This is a genomic window from Streptomyces sp. NPDC007896 (assembly GCF_042959425.1).
In the GTDB taxonomy this organism is placed as follows: Bacteria; Actinomycetota; Actinomycetes; order Streptomycetales; family Streptomycetaceae; genus Streptomyces.
This window is the reverse complement of sequence record NZ_JBIBKX010000002.1, coordinates 716,927-737,451: the sequence shown is the minus strand read 5'-3', so window position 1 is coordinate 737,451 and position 20,525 is coordinate 716,927. Positions and strand designations below refer to the sequence as shown.

The 20,525-nt window shown below is 71.1% G+C and carries 20 protein-coding genes; 9 read left to right on the top strand and 11 right to left on the bottom strand.

Translation table 11 applies throughout. From position 1 onward, the window contains the following. The first annotated feature begins 77 nt into the window (after window positions 1-77). Together ACFZDJ_RS10815 and ACFZDJ_RS10810 are read left to right on the top strand one after the other, a co-directional pair. Window positions 78-1,343, top strand: a complete 1,266-nt coding sequence (locus ACFZDJ_RS10815) for an ion channel protein (RefSeq protein WP_391057778.1) — start codon at window positions 78-80, stop codon at window positions 1,341-1,343. Between the two features lie 113 nt (window positions 1,344-1,456). After that, on the top strand, window positions 1,457-2,863 hold the full coding sequence (locus ACFZDJ_RS10810; RefSeq protein ID WP_391057775.1) for a glutamate decarboxylase: 1,407 nt from the start codon (window positions 1,457-1,459) through the stop codon (window positions 2,861-2,863). Between the two features lie 23 nt (window positions 2,864-2,886). Here the strand turns inward: ACFZDJ_RS10810 and ACFZDJ_RS10805 are convergent, their stop codons facing one another. The 4 genes from ACFZDJ_RS10805 to ACFZDJ_RS10790 form a co-directional block, all read right to left on the bottom strand. Beyond that, complete coding sequence (locus ACFZDJ_RS10805) at window positions 2,887-3,528, bottom strand: helix-turn-helix transcriptional regulator (protein WP_391057772.1); 642 nt, start codon at window positions 3,526-3,528, stop codon at window positions 2,887-2,889. A gap of 36 nt (window positions 3,529-3,564) precedes the next feature. Then, window positions 3,565-4,101, bottom strand: coding sequence for a DinB family protein (locus ACFZDJ_RS10800; protein ID WP_391057769.1), 537 nt, complete (start codon window positions 4,099-4,101; stop codon window positions 3,565-3,567). Window positions 4,102-4,231: 130 nt separating this feature from the next. Next, window positions 4,232-5,692, bottom strand: a complete 1,461-nt coding sequence (locus ACFZDJ_RS10795) for an aldehyde dehydrogenase family protein (protein ID WP_391057767.1) — start codon at window positions 5,690-5,692, stop codon at window positions 4,232-4,234. Between the two features lie 188 nt (window positions 5,693-5,880). After that, the gene (locus ACFZDJ_RS10790; protein ID WP_054237466.1) at window positions 5,881-6,705 is read right to left on the bottom strand and encodes a helix-turn-helix transcriptional regulator; all 825 of its coding nucleotides are present in this window, start codon (window positions 6,703-6,705) and stop codon (window positions 5,881-5,883) included. Between the two features lie 358 nt (window positions 6,706-7,063). Between ACFZDJ_RS10790 and ACFZDJ_RS10785 the strand changes: the two genes are divergently transcribed. Next, a complete protein-coding gene (locus ACFZDJ_RS10785) occupies window positions 7,064-7,561 on the top strand; it encodes an ATP-binding protein (RefSeq protein WP_101399875.1) in 498 nt (165 codons plus the stop codon). Between the two features lie 124 nt (window positions 7,562-7,685). Here ACFZDJ_RS10785 and ACFZDJ_RS10780 read toward each other — a convergent pair whose 3' ends face one another. The 5 genes from ACFZDJ_RS10780 to rpmG all read right to left on the bottom strand — a co-directional run bounded on the left by ACFZDJ_RS10780 (window position 7,686) and on the right by rpmG (window position 10,774). Then, a complete protein-coding gene (locus ACFZDJ_RS10780; RefSeq protein ID WP_060896084.1) occupies window positions 7,686-7,955 on the bottom strand; it encodes a DUF397 domain-containing protein in 270 nt (89 codons plus the stop codon). A 628-nt stretch (window positions 7,956-8,583) separates the two neighbouring features. Next, window positions 8,584-8,826 carry a 30S ribosomal protein S18 gene (gene rpsR, locus ACFZDJ_RS10775; RefSeq protein ID WP_190171232.1) on the bottom strand — a complete coding sequence of 81 codons (243 nt, stop codon included), beginning with the start codon at window positions 8,824-8,826 and terminating at the stop codon, window positions 8,584-8,586. Between the two features lie 3 nt (window positions 8,827-8,829). After that, entirely contained in the window at window positions 8,830-10,293 is a 1,464-nt protein-coding gene (locus tag ACFZDJ_RS10770; protein WP_391057764.1) for a GTP-binding protein, read from the bottom strand. Beyond that, window positions 10,293-10,604, bottom strand: a complete 312-nt coding sequence (locus tag ACFZDJ_RS10765) for a type B 50S ribosomal protein L31 (protein ID WP_390934309.1) — start codon at window positions 10,602-10,604, stop codon at window positions 10,293-10,295. The genes ACFZDJ_RS10770 and ACFZDJ_RS10765 overlap by 1 nt, the downstream gene beginning before the upstream one ends. 5 nt (window positions 10,605-10,609) lie before the next feature. Continuing rightward, window positions 10,610-10,774 (bottom strand): 50S ribosomal protein L33, encoded by a 165-nt coding sequence (gene rpmG / locus ACFZDJ_RS10760; protein WP_053669727.1) that lies wholly within the window; start codon window positions 10,772-10,774, stop codon window positions 10,610-10,612. 63 nt (window positions 10,775-10,837) lie between these two features. On the opposite strand from rpmG, the gene rpmB reads away from it, so the two are divergent. The 4 genes from rpmB (at window position 10,838) to ACFZDJ_RS10740 (ending at window position 12,960) form a co-directional block, all read left to right on the top strand. Next, a complete protein-coding gene (gene rpmB, locus ACFZDJ_RS10755) occupies window positions 10,838-11,074 on the top strand; it encodes a 50S ribosomal protein L28 (protein WP_391057760.1) in 237 nt (78 codons plus the stop codon). After that, the gene (rpsN, locus tag ACFZDJ_RS10750; RefSeq protein WP_060899625.1) at window positions 11,074-11,379 is read left to right on the top strand and encodes a 30S ribosomal protein S14; all 306 of its coding nucleotides are present in this window, start codon (window positions 11,074-11,076) and stop codon (window positions 11,377-11,379) included. The genes rpmB and rpsN overlap by 1 nt, the downstream gene beginning before the upstream one ends. Window positions 11,380-11,694: 315 nt before the next feature. Continuing rightward, window positions 11,695-12,165, top strand: coding sequence for a hypothetical protein (locus ACFZDJ_RS10745; protein ID WP_390934307.1), 471 nt, complete (start codon window positions 11,695-11,697; stop codon window positions 12,163-12,165). A gap of 240 nt (window positions 12,166-12,405) precedes the next feature. Further along, the gene (locus ACFZDJ_RS10740; RefSeq protein ID WP_391057758.1) at window positions 12,406-12,960 is read left to right on the top strand and encodes a DUF4232 domain-containing protein; all 555 of its coding nucleotides are present in this window, start codon (window positions 12,406-12,408) and stop codon (window positions 12,958-12,960) included. A gap of 182 nt (window positions 12,961-13,142) precedes the next feature. On the opposite strand, the gene ACFZDJ_RS10735 is transcribed toward ACFZDJ_RS10740, so the two are convergent. Next, the gene (locus ACFZDJ_RS10735) at window positions 13,143-14,291 is read right to left on the bottom strand and encodes a DUF2786 domain-containing protein (protein WP_391057756.1); all 1,149 of its coding nucleotides are present in this window, start codon (window positions 14,289-14,291) and stop codon (window positions 13,143-13,145) included. 126 nt (window positions 14,292-14,417) lie between these two features. On the opposite strand from ACFZDJ_RS10735, the gene ACFZDJ_RS10730 reads away from it, so the two are divergent. Both ACFZDJ_RS10730 and ACFZDJ_RS10725 read left to right on the top strand, forming a co-directional pair. Further along, a complete protein-coding gene (locus tag ACFZDJ_RS10730; protein WP_391057754.1) occupies window positions 14,418-15,209 on the top strand; it encodes a Clp protease N-terminal domain-containing protein in 792 nt (263 codons plus the stop codon). A gap of 49 nt (window positions 15,210-15,258) precedes the next feature. Then, window positions 15,259-16,950, top strand: coding sequence for a bifunctional 3'-5' exonuclease/DNA polymerase (locus ACFZDJ_RS10725; RefSeq protein ID WP_391057751.1), 1,692 nt, complete (start codon window positions 15,259-15,261; stop codon window positions 16,948-16,950). Window positions 16,951-17,037: 87 nt separating this feature from the next. On the opposite strand, the gene ACFZDJ_RS10720 is transcribed toward ACFZDJ_RS10725, so the two are convergent. Continuing rightward, complete coding sequence (locus tag ACFZDJ_RS10720; protein ID WP_391057748.1) at window positions 17,038-20,250, bottom strand: BTAD domain-containing putative transcriptional regulator; 3,213 nt, start codon at window positions 20,248-20,250, stop codon at window positions 17,038-17,040. Between the last annotated feature and the right edge of the window lie 275 nt (window positions 20,251-20,525).

Here is a 20,525-nt window from a genome sequence, read left to right as displayed (position 1 = left end):
TGCAAGCCGGAATTCCCGGGGTACCGAAGCGCACACCTCGGGATGTTGTGCCGCTTTTGCCCGCTTAGGGTGTGGCCGTGAGCACCGATGCGTCCACGGCGACCCCCTTACGGCGTCTGCTGCCGTTGATCGTCCCCTCCGTGGTGGTCGGTGTGGCCACGGCGCTCGTCCTGCTGGGCGTCAGCCTGCTCGCCGACCGGTTCAAGGACGTCCTGTGGGAGACCCTTCCGGACGCACTGGGCGTGGGCCGCTACTCCGTGCTGTGGATGGTCGTGATGCTCACGGCGACCGGCGTCGCGGTGGGTCTGGTGGTGTGGAAGGTGCCGGGGCACGCGGGCCCGGATCCGGCGACCACGGGCCTGGTCGACGCTCCCCTGCCGCCCCGCGTTCTGCCCGGGCTGCTCGTCGCCACCGTCCTGACGCTGGCGGGCGGGGTGAGCCTGGGCCCCGAGAACCCGATCACGGCCGTCAACGTGGCCCTCGCCTACTGGCTCGGCACCCGGGTGATCCCGGGCTCCGCCGTGGGGCTGTGGGTGGGCCTGGCGGTCGCGGGCACGATCGGCGCCCTGTTCGGCACGCCGGTGGCCGCCGCGCTGATCTTCTCCGAGGTGCTGGCCGGGCAGCCGGGGCCCGGCGCCCTGTGGGACCGGCTGCTGCCACCGCTGCTCGCGGGTGGCACGGGCGCGCTGACCATGGTGCTGCTGGAGCACCCGAGCTTCGACCTCGCGCTGCCCGCCTACGCGGGCCCCCACTGGGGCGACCTGCTGAGCGCCCTGGTGGTCGCCTCGGCGGCCGCGGCGATCGGGATGACCGCGGTGTGCGCCCTTCCGTACGTCCACGGCGTCTTCTCCCGGCTCGGACACCCCATGGTGGCGATTCCCGTGGGCGGTCTCGTCCTGGGGCTGCTGGGGGCGCTGGGCGGGCCTCTGACGCTCTTCAAGGGCCTGGACGAGGTGAAGACCCTCGCCGCGAACCCGGAGGGCTGGTCGGCGGGACGGTTCGCGTCGATGTTCGTGGTGAAGCTGGCCGCGCTGTTGGTAGCCACCTCGTGCGGCTTCCGCGGCGGCCGGATCTTTCCCTCCGTGTTCGCCGGGGTAGCTCTCGGGCTGTGCGCGCACGCTTTGGTACCGCAGGTGGATCCCACGCTCGCCGTGGTGTGCGCGGTCCTGGGTGTGCTCCTGGCCGTCACCCGGCAGGGCTGGATCAGTCTGTTCACGGCGGCCGTCCTGGTGGCCCAGCCGGCCGTGCTGCCCCTGCTGGTGCTGGCCTCGGTACCGGCCTGGCTGATCGTCACCGGACGCCCGCAGATGCAGCTGCGCGCCGACGGGAGCCCCATCCGGTGAACCGGCACGCCCCTCCGATCCGATGAACCAGTAGGACCCCCGATCCGCTCAACCAGTAGGACCCTCCGATCAACCAGTAGGGCCCTCCGACCGCCGACTCGACAGGAGATCCCATGCCGCTCCACCAAGGTCCCGAGAAGCCCGACGAGCGACCGGTGTCCGTCAACCCCTTCTTCGGGGAGGCGAATCCGGTCGGGGGCATGACGGAGGCCCCGCCCAAGCACCGGCTTCCCGACGGCCCGCTGCCGCCCAACACGGCGTATCAGGTCGTCCACGACGACCTGATGCTGGACGGGAACGCGCGGCTGAATCTCGCCACCTTCGTCACCACCTGGATGGAACCGCAGGCCGGGGTGCTGATGGCCGAGTGCCAGGACAAGAACATGATCGACAAGGACGAGTACCCGCGCACCGCCGAGCTGGAGCGGCGCTGCGTGGCGATGCTCGCGGATCTGTGGAACGCGCCGGATCCGACGTCCACCGTCGGCTGTTCGACGACCGGATCGAGCGAGGCGTGCATGCTCGCCGGCATGGCGCTGAAGCGCCGCTGGATGCGGCGGAACGCGGACCGCTACCCCGGAGCACGCCCCAATCTCGTGATGGGGGTGAACGTCCAGGTGTGCTGGGAGAAGTTCTGCAACTTCTGGGAGGTCGAGGCACGCCAGGTGCCCATGGAGGGCGACCGGTTCCACCTCGACCCTCAGGCGGCGGCCGAGCTGTGCGACGAGAACACCATCGGGGTCGTCGGCATCCTCGGCTCCACCTTCGACGGGTCGTACGAGCCGATCGCCGAGCTGTGCGCGGCCCTCGACCAGCTCCAGGAGCGTACGGGCCTGGACATTCCCGTCCATGTCGACGGCGCGTCCGGCGCGATGATCGCCCCCTTCCTCGACCCGGACCTGGTCTGGGACTTCAGGTTGCCGCGCGTGTCCTCGATCAACACCTCGGGCCACAAGTACGGGCTGGTCTACCCGGGCGTCGGCTGGGCGCTGTGGCGGACCGAGGCGGAGCTGCCCGAGGAACTCGTCTTCCGGGTCAACTACTTGGGCGGCAACATGCCGACCTTCGCCCTCAACTTCTCCCGCCCGGGCGCGCAGGTCGTGGCGCAGTACTACACGTTCCTACGGCTGGGCCGGGACGGCTTCCGGGCCGTTCAGCAGACGACCAGAGACCTGGCTCGCGGGCTCGCCGAGCGGATCGAGGCGCTGGAGGACTTCCGACTCCTCACCCGGGGCGACGAGTTGCCCGTCTTCGCCTTCACCACGGCACCGCATGTGACCGCGTACGACGTCTTCGACGTGTCCCGGCGCATGCGGGAGAGCGGCTGGCTGGTGCCCGCGTACACCTTCCCGGCCAACCGGGAGGACCTGTCCGTCCTGCGTGTGGTGTGCCGCAACGGCTTCTCGGTGGATCTCGCCGACCTGTTCATCGAGGACCTGAGCCGGTTGGTGCCCCAACTGCGCAAGCTGCCGCATCCGCTGACCCAGGACAAGGAGGCGGCGACCGGCTTCCACCACTAGGCCCTGTCCGGCGGAGGGCGTGGCTACTCCTGGTCGCCGGGGTGCGGGGTTCCCGTCGCGTACGGGTTGTCCTCGCCGTCCACCAGGACGCCGACGAAGGGCCGGCCCTCCCCGGCGAAGGTGTACGCGCCGCCCCGGATGCGCTCGATCAGGCCCCGGGTCCACTGTGCGCCGGAGTCGGCGGAGTGGACCCAGAAGTTCATGATCTCGCCGATGTGGCCGAGCTGTCCGGGGCCGTCCTCGGGGGTGTAGTACCCGGTGACGGACTTGCGCCACTCCTCGATGGCGCGCACCCGCTTCTGGAGGAGTTCGAGGGCCTCCGCACGGCCGAGGTCGACCATGAAGCCGAGCGCGGCCGAGAGGATGTCCGGTTTCTGGTCGTACGCGGTCAGCGACCGGCGCAGCAGCGTGAAGTACTCCTCGGTGCCCTTGTCCGTGATCTCGTACTCGGTGCGCGGCGGGCCGCCCGCCGTGGACGGGGCGATCTCGTGGGCGCGCAGCAGTCCCTGTTTCGCCATCTGCTTGAGCGCGTGGTAGATCGAGCCGGGCTTGGCGTTGGACCACTCGTGCGCGCCCCAGTACTCGAGGTCGTTGCGCACCTGGTAGCCGTGGGCCCGCCCGTGCTGGCGGACGGCACCCAGCACCAGGAGACGGATCGCTGACATGGGGTCCAGGTTATGGGGCAGATGAGGGCGCGTACGTCAACCCTCCTCCGCGCGGGCGACCAGCTCGAAGGCGGTGGCGCCGTCCAGGGACTCGCGGATGATGTCGGCGTGGCCGGCGTGCCGGGCCGTCTCGCGGATCAGGTGGAGCGCCACCCAGCGCATCGAGACCCGTTCCCGGGGGAACCAGGGCGCTTCGGGCAGTGCAAAGGTCTCGTCGAGGCTGGGCGACGAGCGGATGAACGCCTCCGTCTCGGCGGCGACCTTCTCCCAGTACGCGAGCTGCGACTCGACGGTCTCGTCGCCGACGAGCGCGAAGCACTCGTGCCAGGTCGACTCGTCCCGCTCGACGGCGGGCGGCTCGCCCTTGGCGCGGGCGATCCAGGCCTGCTCGGTCTCGGCGACGTGCTTGAGCAGTCCGGCCAGGGACAGTTCGCTCGCGCTCGGCCTGCTCGTGGCCTGTTCCGGCGTCAGGCCGATCAGGGCCCGGCGGATCCCGCCGCGCTCGGCCTCCAGAAAGGAGAGCAGTGCTCCGCGCTCGTCGCCGGGAGTCTCCGCCGAAACGTGAGTAACCATGATCGCCGCCTTTCATCGGTCTGCCTGCCTGGCATCCTCTGCCTGACACCGACGAACGTACGGGCCCTTGCGGTCAGCTTCTGTCCGCAAGGGCCCGATGGCGACGAAGAGTCTCCGAACGGAAGAACCCCTAGAACGGGAAGAAACTGCGCCCGTGCTGGACCGAGATCCACTTCTGGGTGGTGAAGGCGTCGACGGTCGTCTCGCCGTTGAGGCGGCCGATGCCGGAGTGCTTCTCGCCGCCGAAGGGGACCAGCGGCTCGTCGTGGACGGTGCCGTCGTTGACGTGGAACATGCCGGTGTCGATCTGCTTGGCGAAGGCGACACCGCGCTCGACGTCGGCGGTGTGCACGGCGCCGCTGAGCCCGTACGGGGTGTCGTTGACGATGCGTACCGCCTCCTCCTCGCCGTCGAAGGTGACGAGGAGCGCGACCGGGCCGAAGATCTCCTGCCGGAGGATGGAGGAATCGGCGGGCAGGTCCGTCAGGACGGTCGGCTCGACGAGGTTGTCGGTGGTGGCGCCGCGCACCAGGGCCGTGGCGCCCTCGGCGATCGCCTGGTCGACCGTGCCCGTGAGCGAGTCCGCCTGGGAGGAGTTGATGACCGGGCCGATGATCGTCTGGGGGTCGCTCGGGTCGCCGACCTTCAGCGTCTTCACCTTGGCGACGAACTTCTCGGTGAACTCGTCCGCGATCGAGCGGTCCACGAGAACGCGGTTGGCGGCCATGCAGACCTGGCCCTGGTGGACGTACCGGCTGAAGACCGCCGCGTCGACGGCGTAGTCGATGTCCGCGTCGTCGAGGACCACCAGGGCGCTGTTGCCGCCGAGCTCCAGCACCGCGGTCTTGAAGTGCGAGGCGCAGACGGTGGCGACGTGGCGGCCGACCTTGTCGGAGCCGGTGAAGGAGATGACCTTCGGGACGGGGTGTTCGATGAAGGCGTCGCCGATCTCGGCGATGTCGGTGATGACGACGTTGAGCAGACCGCCGGGCAGGCCCGCGTCCTCGAAGATCTTCGCCACCAGGGAGCCGCCGACGATCGGGGTGTTCTGGTGCGGCTTGAGGACCACGCCGTTGCCGAGCGCCAGGGCCGGCGCGACGGACTTCAGGGAGAGCAGGAAGGGGAAGTTGAAGGGGCTGATCACGCCCACGACGCCGACGGGGACGCGGTAGAGGCGGTTCTCCTTGCCGTCGATCGGCGACGGGAGGATCTTGCCCTCGGGACGCAGCGCCAGCTGGATCGACTCGCGCAGGAACTCCTTGGCGAGGTGGAGCTCGAAGCCCGCCTTGAGGTGGGTGCCGCCGAGCTCGGCGATGATCACCTCGGTGATCTCGGCCTCGCGCTCCTCGATGATGCGCAGGGCCTTCTCGAAGACGGCGCGACGGGCGTACGGGTTGGTCGCGGCCCATTCCTTCTGGGTGCGCCGGGCGGCGAGGTAGGCCTCGTCGACCTCGTCGACCGTGGCTATGGTGATCGACGCCAGCTTCTCGCCGTTGTACGGGTTGAAATCGATGATGTCCCAGGAGCCGGTGCCGTGGCGCCACTCGCCGTCGATGTACTGCTGGGCCAAGTCGGTGAAGTAGGACGACATGTGCTCCCTCAATCCCCTTGCTGCCGAGGCAGACATCCGAGTCTGAGGCAGCAGACACATCCGATTAACGTCTGATCAGACGTCATCGTACTTGTGTCCAAAGGGAGTTGGAGAGCACCTCCGAAGAGTCCACGAAGACTCACAGGCGAACAGACTGTGAAGACTCGCCGGAGGCGGTGAGGAGAAGATCAGGAGAGCTGGAGCAGTCCCCGCAGCAGATCGCGGCTCTCGGAGGGCCCGGGGCTGTCCTGCTGCAACTGCTTGAGCGCGCCCTCGTACTGGGTGACGTCCTCGCGTTTGTCCAGGTAGAGCGCGCTGGTGAGCTGCTCCAGATAGACGACGTCCGACAGGTCGGACTCCGGGAAGCTCAGAATGGTGAAGGAACCGCTCTCGCCCGAGTGGCCGCCGAAGCTGAACGGCATGACCTGAAGTCGTACGTTGGGACGCTCCGACACCTCGATCAGATGCTGGAGTTGCCCCCGCATCACCTCGCGGTCGCCGTACGGGCGGCGCAGCGCGGCCTCGTCGAGGACGATGTGGAACTCCGGGGCCTTCTCGGAGACGAGGTACTTCTGCCGCTCCAGGCGCAGCGCGACGCGCCGCTCGATGTCGGCGGGCGAGGCGCCCCGCATGCCGCGCGCGACGACCGCGTGGGCGTAGGCCTCCGTCTGCAACAGACCGTGCACGAACTGGACTTCGTACGACCGGATCAGATGGGCCGCACCCTCCAGGCCGACGTAGGTCGGGAACCAGCTGGGCAGCACGTCCGAGTAACTGTGCCACCAGCCCGCGACGTTGGCCTCCTTGGCGAGGGAGACGAGCGACGTGCGCTCGGCCTCGTCGGTGATGCCGTACAGCGTCAGCAGGTCCTCGACGTCGCGCGTCTTGAAGCTCACCCGTCCCAACTCCATGCGGCTGATCTTCGATTCGGAGGCACGGATCGAGTAACCGGCCGCTTCTCTGGTGATTCCGCGCGACTCCCGCAGGCGCCGCAGATGTGACCCCAGCAGCATGCGCCGCACCACCGAGCCGCTCGACTCACCAGCGCTCACGTTCGTCCGCCTCCCCAACCGTCTTCAAGGGCCGAAGTCTGCCACTAAAACACTTCAAGCAGTACTCGTTCAGTTACAGAAACGGAAAGACTCCAAAGGGGCCACGCAGGAAAAGATCAGTAGAGGGTCAACAAGCGGGAAGAAGGTGACAGAAGAAATGACCAAGAAAGGGTGGAGGAAGGTCTAATTCGGGCGCGTGCACGTGCATCTGCCCTTGCATCTGCTGTACGCATTCGGAACCATGGTCCTCGCGCCACCGCTGCATCGCAACGACCGCGAACACCCGGGAGTGCCTCGCATGGGGACGAATGGATCGACCATGCTCGAGCCCTTACGGCAGGGACTTCCGCCGCTCGACCCCGCGGCCGTGTCCAACGCCGCTTCCTGCGCCCTGCCGGCGCGCTACGAAGCGGTGCGCGAAGCTCGGCAGTTCACCCGCAGAACGCTGGACCAGTGGGACATCGGCGAGCGCTTCGACGACGTCTGCCTGGTGGTCTCCGAGCTCGTGACCAACGCGCTGCGGCACGCCCTGCCCTCGGACACACCCCGTTCGGACGACCAAGGCCCGCCCGTGCGGCTGCACTTGATGCGGTGGACCTCACGTCTGGTGTGCGCGGTGCGCGACCCCAGTCACGACAGCCCGGTCGCGGGCGACTCGGAGGACTTCTCGGCGGAGTCGGGCCGCGGCCTGTTCCTGGTCGACTCGTTCGCCGACAGCTGGGGCTGGCACCCGCTCGCGGGCACGCTCAGCGGCAAGGTCGTATGGGCGCTGTTCCGGCTTCCGCAGCCGGCCGTCGGCGGGGTTTCGACCGAATAGAGAACCGCGGCGCTTTTTGGCGCCGCGGTTCTACGCGCGTTACGCGCCGCGAGAAGGCAGTTGCGGTCAGTTATGCCGGTTACCCCACTCGAATGCGCGTCCAGGCGTGTGACGCCGACTCACGTCAGCCGGCGATCAGGTGGTCGAACTCGCCGTCCTTGATGCCCAGGAGCATGGCTTCGATCTCGGCGCGGGTGTAGACGAGCGCGGGCCCTTCCGGGAACCGCGAGTTCCGCACCGCCACGTCGCCACCGGGCAGCCTCGCGAACTCCACGCAGGAGCCCTGCGAGTTGCTGTGCCTGCTCTTCTGCCAGGCCACCCCGGTCAGCTCGGTCGCAGCCATGCCGTTGTACACGTCATCCAGGTCATCCACGTCGTACACGTCGTGGTCCACAGGTCGCTCCCCGGTCGTGCAGTGGCCGATGTGGCCATTGATGCAGTGGCCAACTGCCCCGGATCATAGCTCTGTTCATGTGCAGATGCATGGGCAGATGCACGTGCACGGGGGGTGGTCCCACGGTTACAGCTTTTACCGCCATTTGACTACGGCGTGTTGACCGCCCGACTACTGCCTGGTACTCGCCGGGCTGCGTCTGGTCCAGCGTCTGCCCCGGAGAACGCATGACATGCGATCTCCAGCCCCCGTGCATGATCTTCCGCCCCATCATCCGTGCAGGGTCGTCCGGGTCGAATCCCTCATGCACTAAGAAGAGACGCGTACCGGGCCCTTCGAGTTTCAACGTTCACGTAATGGCCCAATCCGGAGGGGTCACCGGATCGGCGTCGGCCCACCGGACGCACGACATCCGTTCCGGCTCGTACGCGAGAATCCGCACGTCAACGGTGCCAGAGAGGCGGATCGCCCTCCGGAACGGGGGGGGCAGGTCCCTGCCCGCGACAGGGTTCATGACTTGCCGCCGCCGGGTTCAGTCTCGGCCTCGGCTTCGGTGTCCATGTGGTCGGCCGGGGCCTGGACGGGCTGAGGTTCCCTCCTACGTATGAAGCGTGTCGGCCGGCTGGGATCAGCGGCCGGTGCCGGAGTACGGCAACAGCGCCATCTCACGCGCGTTCTTGATCGCGCGGGCGAGCATCCGCTGCTGCTGCGCGGTCACCCGGGTGACCCGACGACTGCGGATCTTGCCGCGGTCGGAGATGAACTTCCGCAGCAGGTCGGTGTCCTTGTAGTCGATGTACGTGATCCCGTCGCGGTCCAGCGGGTTGGGGCGGGACTTGGCGGCGGGCTTGCGTTCCGGCTTGCGGGCCATGGGTCAGACCTCCAGGAGGGAGTCGAAGGCGGGCGGGAGTCGCTTCCAGGCGGCGGGGCCCGCGGCGTACTCGGCGTCGGTCAACAGGCAGGACTCCAGGAGCAGTTCGAGCCCCTCGCGGTCGAGCCCCGGCGAGGTGAAGACGAGGTGCTGGCAGCAGTCGCCGTGCTCCGGGTGCCAGTCGAGCGCGGCGGCGGCGCGACGGACGGGCGGGACCATGTCCCACGCGGCGTCCGGGAGCGAGGCGAGCCAGGGGCCCGCGCTCTCCACGCAGAGCGCGCCTCCGGCCGCGTCCCAGTGCAGCAGGGTGTCGGGCCGGTCGGCGAGCCAGAACCGCCCCCGGCTGCGCGCGGCCGCGCAGGTCAGGTCTTCCAGCGCCGCGTACAGCCGCTCGGGGTGGAACGGTCGTCGCCGATGCCATACGAGCGTGCCGACACCGGCCTCGTCGGCCTCGGCCGGCAGCAGCGCACAGGCCGGGTGCTGGGCCGCGGCCGCGGCTTCGACGTCGAACCCGGCGAACGCGGCGTCGACGAGTGCGGAGCCGGTTCCCTCGGACCGGGGTCCGGCACGGCCCGCAGCGGGGCCGGCCCCCAGACCACGGGCGCCGGTGCCGGCACCCGTATCGGCAGCCGTGTCGGCGCCGTCGGTTCCGTTCGCACCGGGGGCGCTGTCCGGCCCGGCGGCCACGCCCGGGCTCCCGCCCCCGCTCGGTGCGTCAGTCGCACTCGGGCCGAGCGGGTCGGCCGGAGCGGTGTCCTTCGTGTCGACGGGGTCCGCGTCCCATCCCGGTGGGGTCCAGCCCGCGGCCGGGGTCCGGGCCGGCGCGAACCAGTTGGTTTCCCGGGCCTCACCACCCGTCACGTCGAGTTCGTCGATCGGGACCTGGCGGGCCGTGGGATGGAGTTGGACCAGCAGCGCGCGGTCCTCGTCGTCGGCCTGTTCCGAGGCGGCGACGGCGAGGACGGGGGCGTACTCCAGTTGGCGGGCGAAGGTGTCGGCGACCGTGCGCCGATCGGTGGCGGCCGCGGCGAGGCCGACCTCGGCGAGGTCGTCGCCGTTGGCGAGGTAGGGCAGGAGCAGGGCCGGGTCGACGGCCGTGATCACAGAGGTCAGCCGGAGCCCGCCCGCCACGACGACCTCGGCCATGGCCTTGGGCTCGACCGAGTCCCACAGTTCGACGACGGCGAGGCTCGTCAGGCCCGCATCCGCGAGGCGCCACAGCTCCGGCACCAGATCCTCGCGCAGCGCGCAGCACGCGCAGTCGTTGACGAGCGGGGTCTCGCCCGCCGACACGATGCCGTTGGCGTCCCGGATCGTACGGACGACCGTGCCCGCCGCGGCCGTCTCCAGGTCGTGGTGGAGGGCGACGCTGCCGGGAACGTCGGCGAGCAGCCGTGCGACGGCGGCCCGCCGCGCATCCGCGTGCAGGCCGCCGACGATCACGACGGAGAGGTGCGAGGACGGCATCAGCCGGCACCGCCGCGCTTGCCGCCCGCCTGGGCGCCCGCCTCGCCAAGCGCGTTACCGACCGCTCCGTACCGGCGCTCGAAACGCTCCACCCGGCCCGCGGTGTCCAGCACCCGCGCGTTGCCCGTGTAGAAGGGGTGGCTCACGTTCGAGATCTCGACGTCCACCACCGGATAGGTGTGGCCGTCCTCCCATTCGATCGTCTTCTCCCCCGCCGTGGCGGCGAGCGTCGAGCCGGTGAGAAAGGCGTGGTTCGCGGCGCGGTCGCGGAAGACGACGGGGCCGTACTCCGGGTGGGTTCCCTCGCGCATGACGGTCAGCGCTCCTCTCGGAAGTCGACGTGCCGACCGACGACCGGGTCGAACTTGCGCAGGGTCATCCGGTCCGGGTCGTTGCGCCGGTTCTTGCGGGTGACGTACGTGAAGCCGGTCCCGGCCGTGGACCGGAGCTTGATGACGGGACGGAGTTCGTTGCGTGCCATGGCTGGTATCTTAATGAAAACGACTCCCATTTCCAAGACGTCTCAGAGAGAGGTGCGTCACCCTTGTCCGCGCATTGCATGCTGACCGGCGCCACGCCGGGCTTCGGCAACTCCATCTCCCACTCCCACCGGCGCACGTCCCGCCGCTTCGACCCGAACGTCCAGCGCAAGCGCTACTGGCTGCCGAGCGAGGGCCGTCACGTACGGCTGCGGCTGAGCGCGAAGGGCATCAAGACCATCGACGCGATCGGCGTCGAGGCGGCCGTGGCCAGGATCCGGGCCCGCGGGGTGAGGGTCTGATGGCGAAGAAGAGCAAGATCGCGAAGAACGAGCGACGCCGGGAGGTCGTCGCCCGGTACGCGGCGCGGCGGGCCGAGCTGAAGGAGATCCTCCGCCGACCGTCCTCGACCGAGGCCGAACGGGCCGCCGCGCGGGAGGAACTGCGCCGCCAGCCGCGCGACGCGAGCGCCACCCGCGTCCGCAACCGCGACAGCGTGGACGGCCGCCCCCGCGGCTACCTGCGCACCTTCGGGCTGTCCCGGGTGAATCTGCGGGAGCAGGCGCATGCGGGATTCCTGCCGGGTGTTCGCAAGTCATCCTGGTAGCGCGTCAGTCATCCTGGTAGCGCGTCGCGCCCGACGGTGCCGGCGAGGCACTCCCGATGCCTCGCCAACTCCCTCGGAACGGTGACTCGACACCCCCTCGGAACCATGACCCGACGCCCGCTCGGAGCCATGACCCGACGACTCCCTCAGAAGATTCGTAAGTTCTCCCGATGTCACGCTCAGGGTGTTCGCGAGTGCGGCTGATAGCTTGCTGCGGTCGTTCCGGCGACCCCAGCGACACCATCACCCTTGGGGGCTTCAGTGACATCGGCGACTTCGGCGACCCTTCCGCGTCGGCGGACCCGGGGCGCGGCCATGGCCTTGGCCGCGGGTCTGGCGGGCACCCTCGCTCTGACCGGGTGCAGCAGCGACTCGGGGTCGGGCTCCGGGAACGGGTCCGCGAGTCCCGGCGCGTCCGCCTCGGGGACGGTCGGCACGGGCAGCGGCTCGGGCACTCCGTCGACCGCCGCCGGCAAGCTGGAGGGCAGCTGGGTGGCCACGACCGGCGGCAAGGCCGTGGCGCTGGTGATCACCGGCAAGCAGGCCGGGCTCTTCACGACGGGCGGCACCGTGTGCACCGGGACCGCCGGTGACGAGGCGGGCATGCAGATGATCCACCTCAAGTGCACGGACGGGAACAAGGACCGCGCGACGGGCATGGTCGACTCCGTGAACAGCACGACACTGAAGGTCACCTGGTCGGGGAAGCTCGGCAAGGAGTCGTACACGAAGGCCGAGGGCGGTCAGCTCCCGTCGGGACTGCCGACGGCGAGCCTGGGCTCCTGACCGGCCCGACCCCTCCCTGACCTGCTCCGACCTGCTCGCGGCAGCGGGCCGCGGAATCCCTGGGACTCCGCGGCCCGTTCGCGTGTCCGTAGCTCATTCCGTCGACGTAGGGCGGTCTTTCGGGCCGCATTCGGGACATATACGGCACGGGAGAGGTGTGCGACAGGGGGGCCGCGCAACGCGTGCCCACCGGTCTGCGTGATGATCCATGAGCACCTTCACGAACCCAGGGGGAAACCCATGCGCGCCCTTCCGATCGCCGTCGTCGCCACCGCGGCGGCACTCACCCTGACCGCCTGCGACAGCGGCGGCAGCAGCAGCGACAGTGCCGGCGGCAAGAAGAAGGCCTCGACAGCCTCCTCCGCCGCCGCCTCCACGGCCTGCAAGATCGACCAGATCGGCATCCAGGTCGGCCCCGCCAACGCCGCCCCGGCCGCCGGCGACACCGGCAACGTGCCCGTCACGCTCACCAACAAGGGCGCCGAGTGCACCCTCCAGGGCTTCCCCACCGTCAAGGTGCAGGACGGGGGCACGAGTACGGACGTACCCGAGGAGAAGTCCGCGACTCCGCCGAAGCAGACGCTGGCGGCGAGCGGCACCGCCTCCTTCACGATCACCTACGTACGGGGCACGGCGGGCGACGGGAAGAGCCTCGCCGCGACCACGCTGAAGATCGGTCTGCCCGGTGCCGCCACCACCCAGAGCTTCAAGTGGTCGTACGGCCCCCTCGCGGGCAAGACCGGCCCGAACGACCCGAACGCCTCCGTGAGCTCGTTCCAGCCCGCGGGCGACTGAGCGCCTCCCGGCGCGAGCCGGGAGTCGCTCGGCCGTCCGGCGGAATCCGGGAGCCGCTCGGCCGTGCAACGGAAGCCAGAAGGCGCTCGGCCGACCGGCCGAAGCCGGAAAGCGCGCAGCCGAGCCGACCGGCCGAAGCCGACAGACGCTCAGCCGACCGGCCGACCGGCCGAAGCCAGGCGTCAGCGAAGCGGCGGGCGCGCCCTGACCTGGGCGCGGTCCGCCGCCGCGGCCCCTTCCTGCCACCCGGCCGCGTCGTTGACCCCGCGCAGCCGGGTGGTGACGGTGTCCGGGAACATCCGCTCCATGTGGTCGTTGACCGCCACGTCACGGGCGGCCAGGACGGGCAGCAACTCCCCCGCCGGGGCCTCCGACGCGACCTCTCCCTCGGCCCCCTCGGCGGCGGCCGCCAGCCGGTCGCCGATCCGGTGCGCGTACGCGGCCAGGAACGACTGCCGGAAGCTCTTCGTACGCTTCCTTCCCCCGGCCCGCTGGGCCGCCTCCGCCTTCGTCATCGCGGCCGTGGCCTGCACGAGCAGCGAGGTGTAGAGGAGTTCGACGGCCTCCAGGTCGGGTTCGAAGCCGACGACGGTCGAGAATCCGAGCGACTCGTTCCACACGGCGCGGCAGCGGTTCGTGTCCGCCACCGCGTCCAGCAGTACCGCCTTGGCCGTCTCGTACGGCGGCTCGACACCGATGCGGCAGGCGCCGGGCGCGTCCTTGGCGTGCGTACGGGCCGCGAGCAGCGCCTCGTCGATGCTGTGCCGGGCCATCAGCTCCTGGGCCTTGGCGCTCAGCGCCTCAGCCTCCTCCGGGAATCCGGTCGCCTCGGCCTTGGCGAGCAGCGCCCGGATACGGGTGAGCATGCGGGAGTCCTGCGGGGCGGCCGGGTGCCGTGTCGTGCCGTGCGCCCCCTGCGCGTCGAGGGGCTCGAGGTTGGGGAGGCGGAGCAGCAGCCGGTACAGCTCCAGCGCGGCGGTCGCGAGCGAGAAGCGGTCGGTGCGCGGGGCGCGGGCGTCGAGCTCTTCGAGCTGCGCCGCCCAGCGCGGGCCCCGAGGCCGCCGGTCCCGGTCGGCCTCCGCGCGCACCAGCTCCGACACCAGCTGCAGGTGTACGTCGTCCAGTTCGCGCCGCACGACCCGTACGACGTCGGCGGGCTGCCAGCCGCGGCGCCAGGCCGCGGCGACGAACTCCTCGCCGCGGCGGGCGAGTTCGGCGTCGGAGGCGGGGTCGGCGGCGAGCAGCGAGGCGCCCGTGTCGAGGGCCGCGTCGCTGTCGGCGTAGAGCGCGGCCTCGAAGGCGCGCTCCACGGTGCTGGGCGTACTGCTCATGCGTCGATCGTGTCACGCCCGCCGAACCGGGCCGTCCACACCCTGTGGACAAGGAAGCGTGGACGCGGACACAGAGGGTGTCAACTCCGGGTTGACACCCTCTGCCTGTCAACCTACGGTTGACACATGACGACGAACCCACCCGGCAAGGCATCCGTACGTCTCGACGACCTCATCGAGGCCATCAAGAAGGCCCACACCGACGCCCTCGACCAGCTCCAGGACGCGGTGATCGCGGCGGACCACCTCGGTGACGTGGCCGACCACCTGATCGGCCACTTCGTGGACCAGGCCCGGCGTTCGGGCGCGTCCTGGACGGACATCGGCAAGAGCATGGGGGTCACCCGGCAGGCGGCGCAGAAGCGCTTCGTCCCCAAGGCCGAGTCGGACCTCGACCCCAGCCAGGGCTTCGGCCGCTACACCCCCCGCGCCCGGAACACGGTCATGGCCGCGCACAACGAGGCGAAGGCCGCGGGCAACGCGGAGGGACTCACCGAGCACCTCGTCCTCGGCCTCCTCTCCGAGCCCGAGGGGCTCGCCGCGAAGGCGATCACCGCGCAGGGCGTGACCCTGGACGCCGTCCGCGAGGCCGCGACCGCGGCGCTCCCGCCGGCGGCCGACGAGGTCCCGGAGCTCATCCCGTACGGCCCCGCCGCGAAGAAGGCCCTGGAACTCACCTTCCGCGAGGCCCTCCGCCTCGGCCACAACTACATCGGCACCGAACACATCCTCCTGGCCCTCCTGGAGTACGAGAACGGCAACGGCGTCCTCAGCGACCTCGGCATCGACAAGACAGCGGCGGAGGCCTACCTCGCGCGCGTGCTGGAGCTCATCACGGTGGCGGGACAGCAGAAGGACCAGTCGGATCAGACGGACGAGCCGGATCAGAAGGACCAGAAGGACCAGAAGGATCAGTAGGACGCCGCGTCCGCGGCCGTTGTCAGACCCTCCTGCGAGACTCGGAACCATGAGCGACCGGTGGGCTCTCGGGCCGGCCGAGGACGGTGGTGCGGAGATCGCCCCCCTCGGCCCCGACGGGCTGCCCGCGGGACCGGTGCACAGGGAGGCGGACCTGGTCGAGGCCGTGCGGGGGCGCCCCGACGTGGTCCGGTGGGTCTGGCGGTCCACGGCCGAGGTCTATCCGCGTCTGCTCGCCGCGGGGGTGCGAGTGGAGCGGTGTTACGACATCGAGGCCGCCGAGACACTGCTGCTCGGCCACGAGGGCCGGCTCGGCGAACCCCGGTCGGCGGCCGCCGCGCTGGCAAGGCTGCGCGGCGGCCCCGTGCCGCCGGATCCCCCGCAGCGCTCCGCCGAGCCCGGCTCGCAGTCGTCCCTCTTCGAGCCGCGCCCGGTCCGCGTACCCCTGGAAGACCTCCTGTCGGTGTACGCCGATCAGCGCCGCCGGCACGGCACGACCGCGCACCCGGAGCGCATGCACCTGCTGACGACGGCCGAGTCCGCGGGCATGCTGGTGGCGGCCGAGATGAACCGCACCGGGCTGCCGTGGCGCGCGGACGTCCACCGCGAGGTGCTGCACGAACTGCTCGGCGAGCGGTACGTGGGCGGCGGCGAGCCCAGACGCCTCGCCGAGCTCACGGACGAGGTGTCGGCCGCCTTCGGCAGACGCGTCCGCCCCGACCTCCCCGCCGACGTCATCAAGGCCTTCGCCCAGGCCGGGATCAAGATCAAGTCCACCCGGCGGTGGGAGATCGAGACCATCGAGCATCCTGCCGTGAAACCGCTGCTCGAGTACAAGAAGCTGTACCGGATCTGGGTGGCGCACGGCTGGTCCTGGCTCCAGGACTGGGTGCGCGACGGACGCTTCCGGCCCGAGTACCTGCCCGGCGGGACCGTCACCGGCCGCTGGGTGACCAACGGCGGGGGCGCCCTGCAGATCCCCAAGGTGATCCGACGTGCCGTCGTCGCCGACCCGGGCTGGCGGCTCGTGGTGGCCGACGCCGACCAGATGGAGCCGCGGGTGCTGGCCGCGATCTCGCGCGACCCCGGCCTGATGGAGGTCGCGGGCCGGGAGAGCGACCTGTACCAGTCGGTGTCGGACCGGGCGTTCGCCGGCGACCGGGCACAGGCCAAACTCGCCGTGCTCGGCGCGGTGTACGGACAGACGTCCGGCGACGGCCTGAAGAACCTGGCCGCGCTGAGAAGACGCTTCCCCCGGGCCGTCGCCTACGTGGACGACGCGGCGCAGGCCGGCGAAGAGGGCCGGCTCGTACGGACGTGGCTGGGGCGGACGAGTCCCCCGGCGGCCGGCGCCTCCGACGCCGCGTCGGAGGAGGCAGGCCTCCCTCAGGACGAACCCGCCGAGGCCCTCGGAGACCAGGGCTGGGTGCCGGGTTACGCCTCCTCCAACTCCCGCGCCCGCGGCCGCTTCGCACGCAACTTCGTCGTCCAGGGCAGCGCCGCCGACTGGGCGCTGCTGCTGCTCGCCGCCCTCCGGCGCACCTGCGCGGACCTCGCCGCCGAGCTGGTCTTCTTCCAGCACGACGAGGTGATCGTGCACTGTCCGGCCGAGGAGGCGGACGCGGTCGTGGCCGCGATCCGGGAGGCCGCGGAGCTGGCGGGACGGCTGACGTTCGGCGAGACCCCGGTCCGCTTCCCGTTCACGACGGCGGTGGTGGAGTGCTACGCGGACGCGAAGTGACCAGGACGTGGCCCGCTCCTCGGCCAGGCGACCCGACTCCTGCGCCAGGCGACCTCCCCGGCCGGGCGACCGGCTCCTCCGGCCGGCCTACTCCTCCTCCAGGAGTTCCTTCAGCGCTCCCACCACCGAGCTGTCCGTCCCGTCCAGCGCCGCGAGCGCCGACTTCCACAGCTCGTACGCCCCTCCGGCGTCCCCCTGCGCGTGCAGCAGCAGCCCCAGCTGATGCCGGGCGAGCCCGCCGGTGTACCGGTCGGCGCGCTGGTCGGCGCGGCACAGCAGCAGATCGCACTCGCGCGCGGCCCGTTCGACATGCCCCACCCCGCGCAGGGCGCGCACCAGCCCTAGCCGCGTCTGCGACTCCCCGTGCCAGTCGCCGTGACCGCCGAGGATGCGCAGGCTCTCCTCGAAGTGCGGTACGGCGGCGGCCGGTTCGCCGAGCGTCAGGTGGGCGTAGCCGATGTTGCAGTGCGCGGAGTGCCGGATGATCACGTCATCCATCGCGTCGCCGATGGCCAGGCTGCGCTTGTGGTGCTCGATGGCAGCACGGGCGTCCGTGTGCTCGTACAGATTGCCGAGGTGGCTGTAGGTGATGGCCTCGGTGTGCGGGTCGCCCAGCTCCCGGGAGAGTTCGAGGCTCTGCAGCAGCGCCTCGCTGGACTCGGCGTGGCGGCCCAGCCCCTCGAGGAGCATGCCGCGGTTGTTCAGACCGCGCCGGATCCACGACAGCACCCCGAGCCGCCGCCAGATCGCCAGCGCCTCGTCGTTCAACGTGAGCGCCTCGCTCGCGCGGCCGGTCATGAAGTGCAGCCCCGCGAGGTCCCCGAGCGCGTACGCCTGCGCGGCCTCGTCCCCGAGCCGCCGCGCCGCGCCCAGCGCGGCCCGCAGGAGCACCTCCGACTCCGGGACCCGGCCGCTGCGCTGGAGGTAGGGGTTGAGCAGTCGCACCAGCACGGGAACGTACGCGGATGCGTCCGCGTACCGCTCCACCAGCGCCACCACGTTCTCCAGTTCCAGGTCGCCCCAGGCGAAGGCGTCCCTGGCGGTGCAGAACGGCGGCGTGGCCGCGGCGTCCACCGTGTGCGCGGCCGGCTGCGCGGCGGTCGGCCGGCTGCGGTCCTCGCGGTCGAGGCCCGGCTCGACGATCGCTTCGAGGGAGCGGGCGGCGACACCGGCGTACCAGCGCAACGCCCGCTCGGACACGCAGATGCCCGCGCCCCCGTCTCCGGACTCCCCGTCCGTCGCGCCCGCGATCTCCCGGGCGAAGTCGCGGACGAGGTCGTGGGGTGCGTAGCGGCCGTACGCCGTCTCCTCCAGGAGCGCGACGTCGACGAGGCGGTCGAGGGCGGCCTCGGCACGGAACTCGGCGATGCCGGAGAGCCGGGCGAGCAGAGGCGCCCCGTACACGGGGAGGTCGAGCGCGCCGATGCCGCTCAGCACGAGCGCCGCGTCCTGGTCGGCCTCCCGCTCCGAGGCACGCAGCGCGTCGAGCGCGACGGCCAGGGATCTGCGGACGCTCAGATCGTCGTACTCCAGATGATGCAACCGCCCCTCGGTGGCGGTCAGTTGACCGGCGAGGACGTCCGGCGTGAGCGCGCGGCGCGCGGCGAGACGGGCCGCGACCACGCGCAGGGCGAGCGGGAGCCGGCCGGTGAGTTCGACGAGGGGGTGCGCGCTGTCGAGGCCGTCCACCCGCCCGGACACCGCGCGCAGCAGCGCCGCGCTGTCCTCGACCGAGAGCGGCGCGAGCGGGAAGCGCCGCACGCCGTCCAGCGCGGTGAGCGGCGAACGGCTCGTCACGATCACCGCGCACCCCGCGCCCGCGGGCAGCAGCGGCCGCACCTGCGCGGCGTGCGCGGCGTCGTCGAGCACCATCAGGGTGCGCGTCGGAGCCAGCATCGAGCGGAGCAACGCGGCGGCGGCGTCCGGGTGTTCGGGGATACGGCGCGGCTCGGCACCGAGGTCGCGCAGCAGCGCGGCGAGCGCCTGGCCGGGGGTGAGGGGGGTCATTCCGGGCGTGGCCCCGTGCAGGTTGACGTACAGCTGACCGTCGGGGAAACGTTCCCGCAGGCCGTGTGCCACATGCAGCGCCAGGGCGCTCTTGCCGACTCCGGCCATCCCGCTGATGACGGCGACGGCCGGAGCGGGAGGCCTGGGATGCCGGGCCGTGTCGAGGGCCACGTTCAGTTCCCGGCGTACGTCGGTGCGGCCGGTGAAGTGTCCGGGCGGGGGCGGGAGTTGGGCGGGCCGGGGCGGGGCCGATTCGGCCGGGGCGGCCCGCTCCGTACGGCCTCCGTCCTCGAACCCGTTCCCGTTCGGGTCGTGTGCGGACTCGTCGCCCTCCCCCGCCCGCTCACGCAGGATCTCCAGATGCGCCGCGCGCACCGCGGGCCCGGGCTCGACACCGAGTTCCTCGACGAGGCGGGTCCGTAGATCGCGGTGGACGGCCAGGGCCTCGGCCTGACGTCCGGTGCGGTGCAGTACGAGCATCAGCAGCCGGTGGAAGGCCTCGCGCAGGGGATACTCGGCGACAAGCGCGGACAACTCGGGTGCGAGGGCGGCGAGTCGGGTGGTGCCGGGGGCGCCGGAGATATTGGGGGCGCTGAAGGTGTGGGGGGCACCGGTGACTTCCGTTGCTTTTGCGTCGGCGGAGACCCCGGCGTCCCCGATGTCCCCGATGTCTCCGAAAACCCAGCCGACCCCGGCACCCTCGGCTCGCCCGACTCCACCGGTACCCGCGCCCGCACCGCCGGTACCGGCACCCCCGGCACCCGGCCCCGCAAGCCGCAACTCGGCCTCGTACCGCCACTCCAGGACGAGCAGTCGTGCCTCCTCCAGGCGCTGGACGAGCGCGTGTCCGCCGAGTTCGGGCGGGACCCCGCCGAGCGGTGTGCCCCGCCACAACGCGAGCGCCGCCAGGGCCTCGCGCAGCGCCCGCTCCCAGTCGCGCCCGGCGTGCGCGGCGCGGGCGGCCGTGACGTGGGACTCGAAGACGCGCACGTCCAACTCGCCCTCGCCGACCCGCAGGAGATACCCGGGCGGCATGGCCCGCAGCCGCTCCGGATCGTCCAGGAGCCGCCGCAGCCGAGTGACGTGGTTCTGCAACGAGGCCTGCGCCGACGCGGGCGGCGCCCCGCCCCACAGCGCGTCCTTGAGCGCGTCCACCGAGACGACCCGGCCCGGCTCCAGGAGCAATGCGACCAGCAGGGCGCGCATCTTGCCGCCGCCGATCGAACGGACCTCGCCGTCGGCGTCGTACAACACCGGTGGCCCCAGCAGCCCGAACCGCAGCCCGTACCGCATAGCCCGCCCCACTGCCTTCCCGTGCGACCGACCCGACCGGTTCAGACCGGTACCGACCACACCCATGGCGACTTCGCGCCTTCTTGCGACGACTTCACGCCGACCGACTTCCGGTTTCCGGGTTTCCGGATGGAAACCCGTTGGCGACATGTTAGCGATCCGTTGGCGCGGGCTGATGAGATCACTGCATCGGATCTGGCCCGACGGTGCGCGCGTACAACGCGTAACTCGGGGGAGTGTCGCCGCCGTGGCCGGATCCGGGGACAGAGAGGGCC

Coding starts and splice junctions, on each gene's coding strand:
- ACFZDJ_RS10810 (WP_391057775.1), top strand. CDS start 1,457: ATGCCGCTCCACCAAGGTCCCGAGAAGCCCGACGAGCGACCGGTGTCC.
- ACFZDJ_RS10795 (WP_391057767.1), bottom strand. CDS start 5,692: ATGTCGTCCTACTTCACCGACTTGGCCCAGCAGTACATCGACGGCGAG.
- ACFZDJ_RS10800 (WP_391057769.1), bottom strand. CDS start 4,101: ATGGTTACTCACGTTTCGGCGGAGACTCCCGGCGACGAGCGCGGAGCA.
- ACFZDJ_RS10730 (WP_391057754.1), top strand. CDS start 14,418: ATGACGACGAACCCACCCGGCAAGGCATCCGTACGTCTCGACGACCTC.
- ACFZDJ_RS10765 (WP_390934309.1), bottom strand. CDS start 10,604: ATGCGCGAGGGAACCCACCCGGAGTACGGCCCCGTCGTCTTCCGCGAC.
- ACFZDJ_RS10790 (WP_054237466.1), bottom strand. CDS start 6,705: ATGCTGCTGGGGTCACATCTGCGGCGCCTGCGGGAGTCGCGCGGAATC.
- ACFZDJ_RS10805 (WP_391057772.1), bottom strand. CDS start 3,528: ATGTCAGCGATCCGTCTCCTGGTGCTGGGTGCCGTCCGCCAGCACGGG.
- ACFZDJ_RS10735 (WP_391057756.1), bottom strand. CDS start 14,291: ATGAGCAGTACGCCCAGCACCGTGGAGCGCGCCTTCGAGGCCGCGCTC.
- ACFZDJ_RS10770 (WP_391057764.1), bottom strand. CDS start 10,293: ATGCCGTCCTCGCACCTCTCCGTCGTGATCGTCGGCGGCCTGCACGCG.
- rpsR (WP_190171232.1), bottom strand. CDS start 8,826: ATGGCCCGCAAGCCGGAACGCAAGCCCGCCGCCAAGTCCCGCCCCAAC.
- rpmG (WP_053669727.1), bottom strand. CDS start 10,774: ATGGCACGCAACGAACTCCGTCCCGTCATCAAGCTCCGGTCCACGGCC.
- ACFZDJ_RS10745 (WP_390934307.1), top strand. CDS start 11,695: ATGGCCTTGGCCGCGGGTCTGGCGGGCACCCTCGCTCTGACCGGGTGC.
- ACFZDJ_RS10740 (WP_391057758.1), top strand. CDS start 12,406: ATGCGCGCCCTTCCGATCGCCGTCGTCGCCACCGCGGCGGCACTCACC.
- ACFZDJ_RS10720 (WP_391057748.1), bottom strand. CDS start 20,250: ATGCGGTACGGGCTGCGGTTCGGGCTGCTGGGGCCACCGGTGTTGTAC.
- ACFZDJ_RS10725 (WP_391057751.1), top strand. CDS start 15,259: ATGAGCGACCGGTGGGCTCTCGGGCCGGCCGAGGACGGTGGTGCGGAG.
- rpsN (WP_060899625.1), top strand. CDS start 11,074: ATGGCGAAGAAGAGCAAGATCGCGAAGAACGAGCGACGCCGGGAGGTC.
- ACFZDJ_RS10785 (WP_101399875.1), top strand. CDS start 7,064: ATGCTCGAGCCCTTACGGCAGGGACTTCCGCCGCTCGACCCCGCGGCC.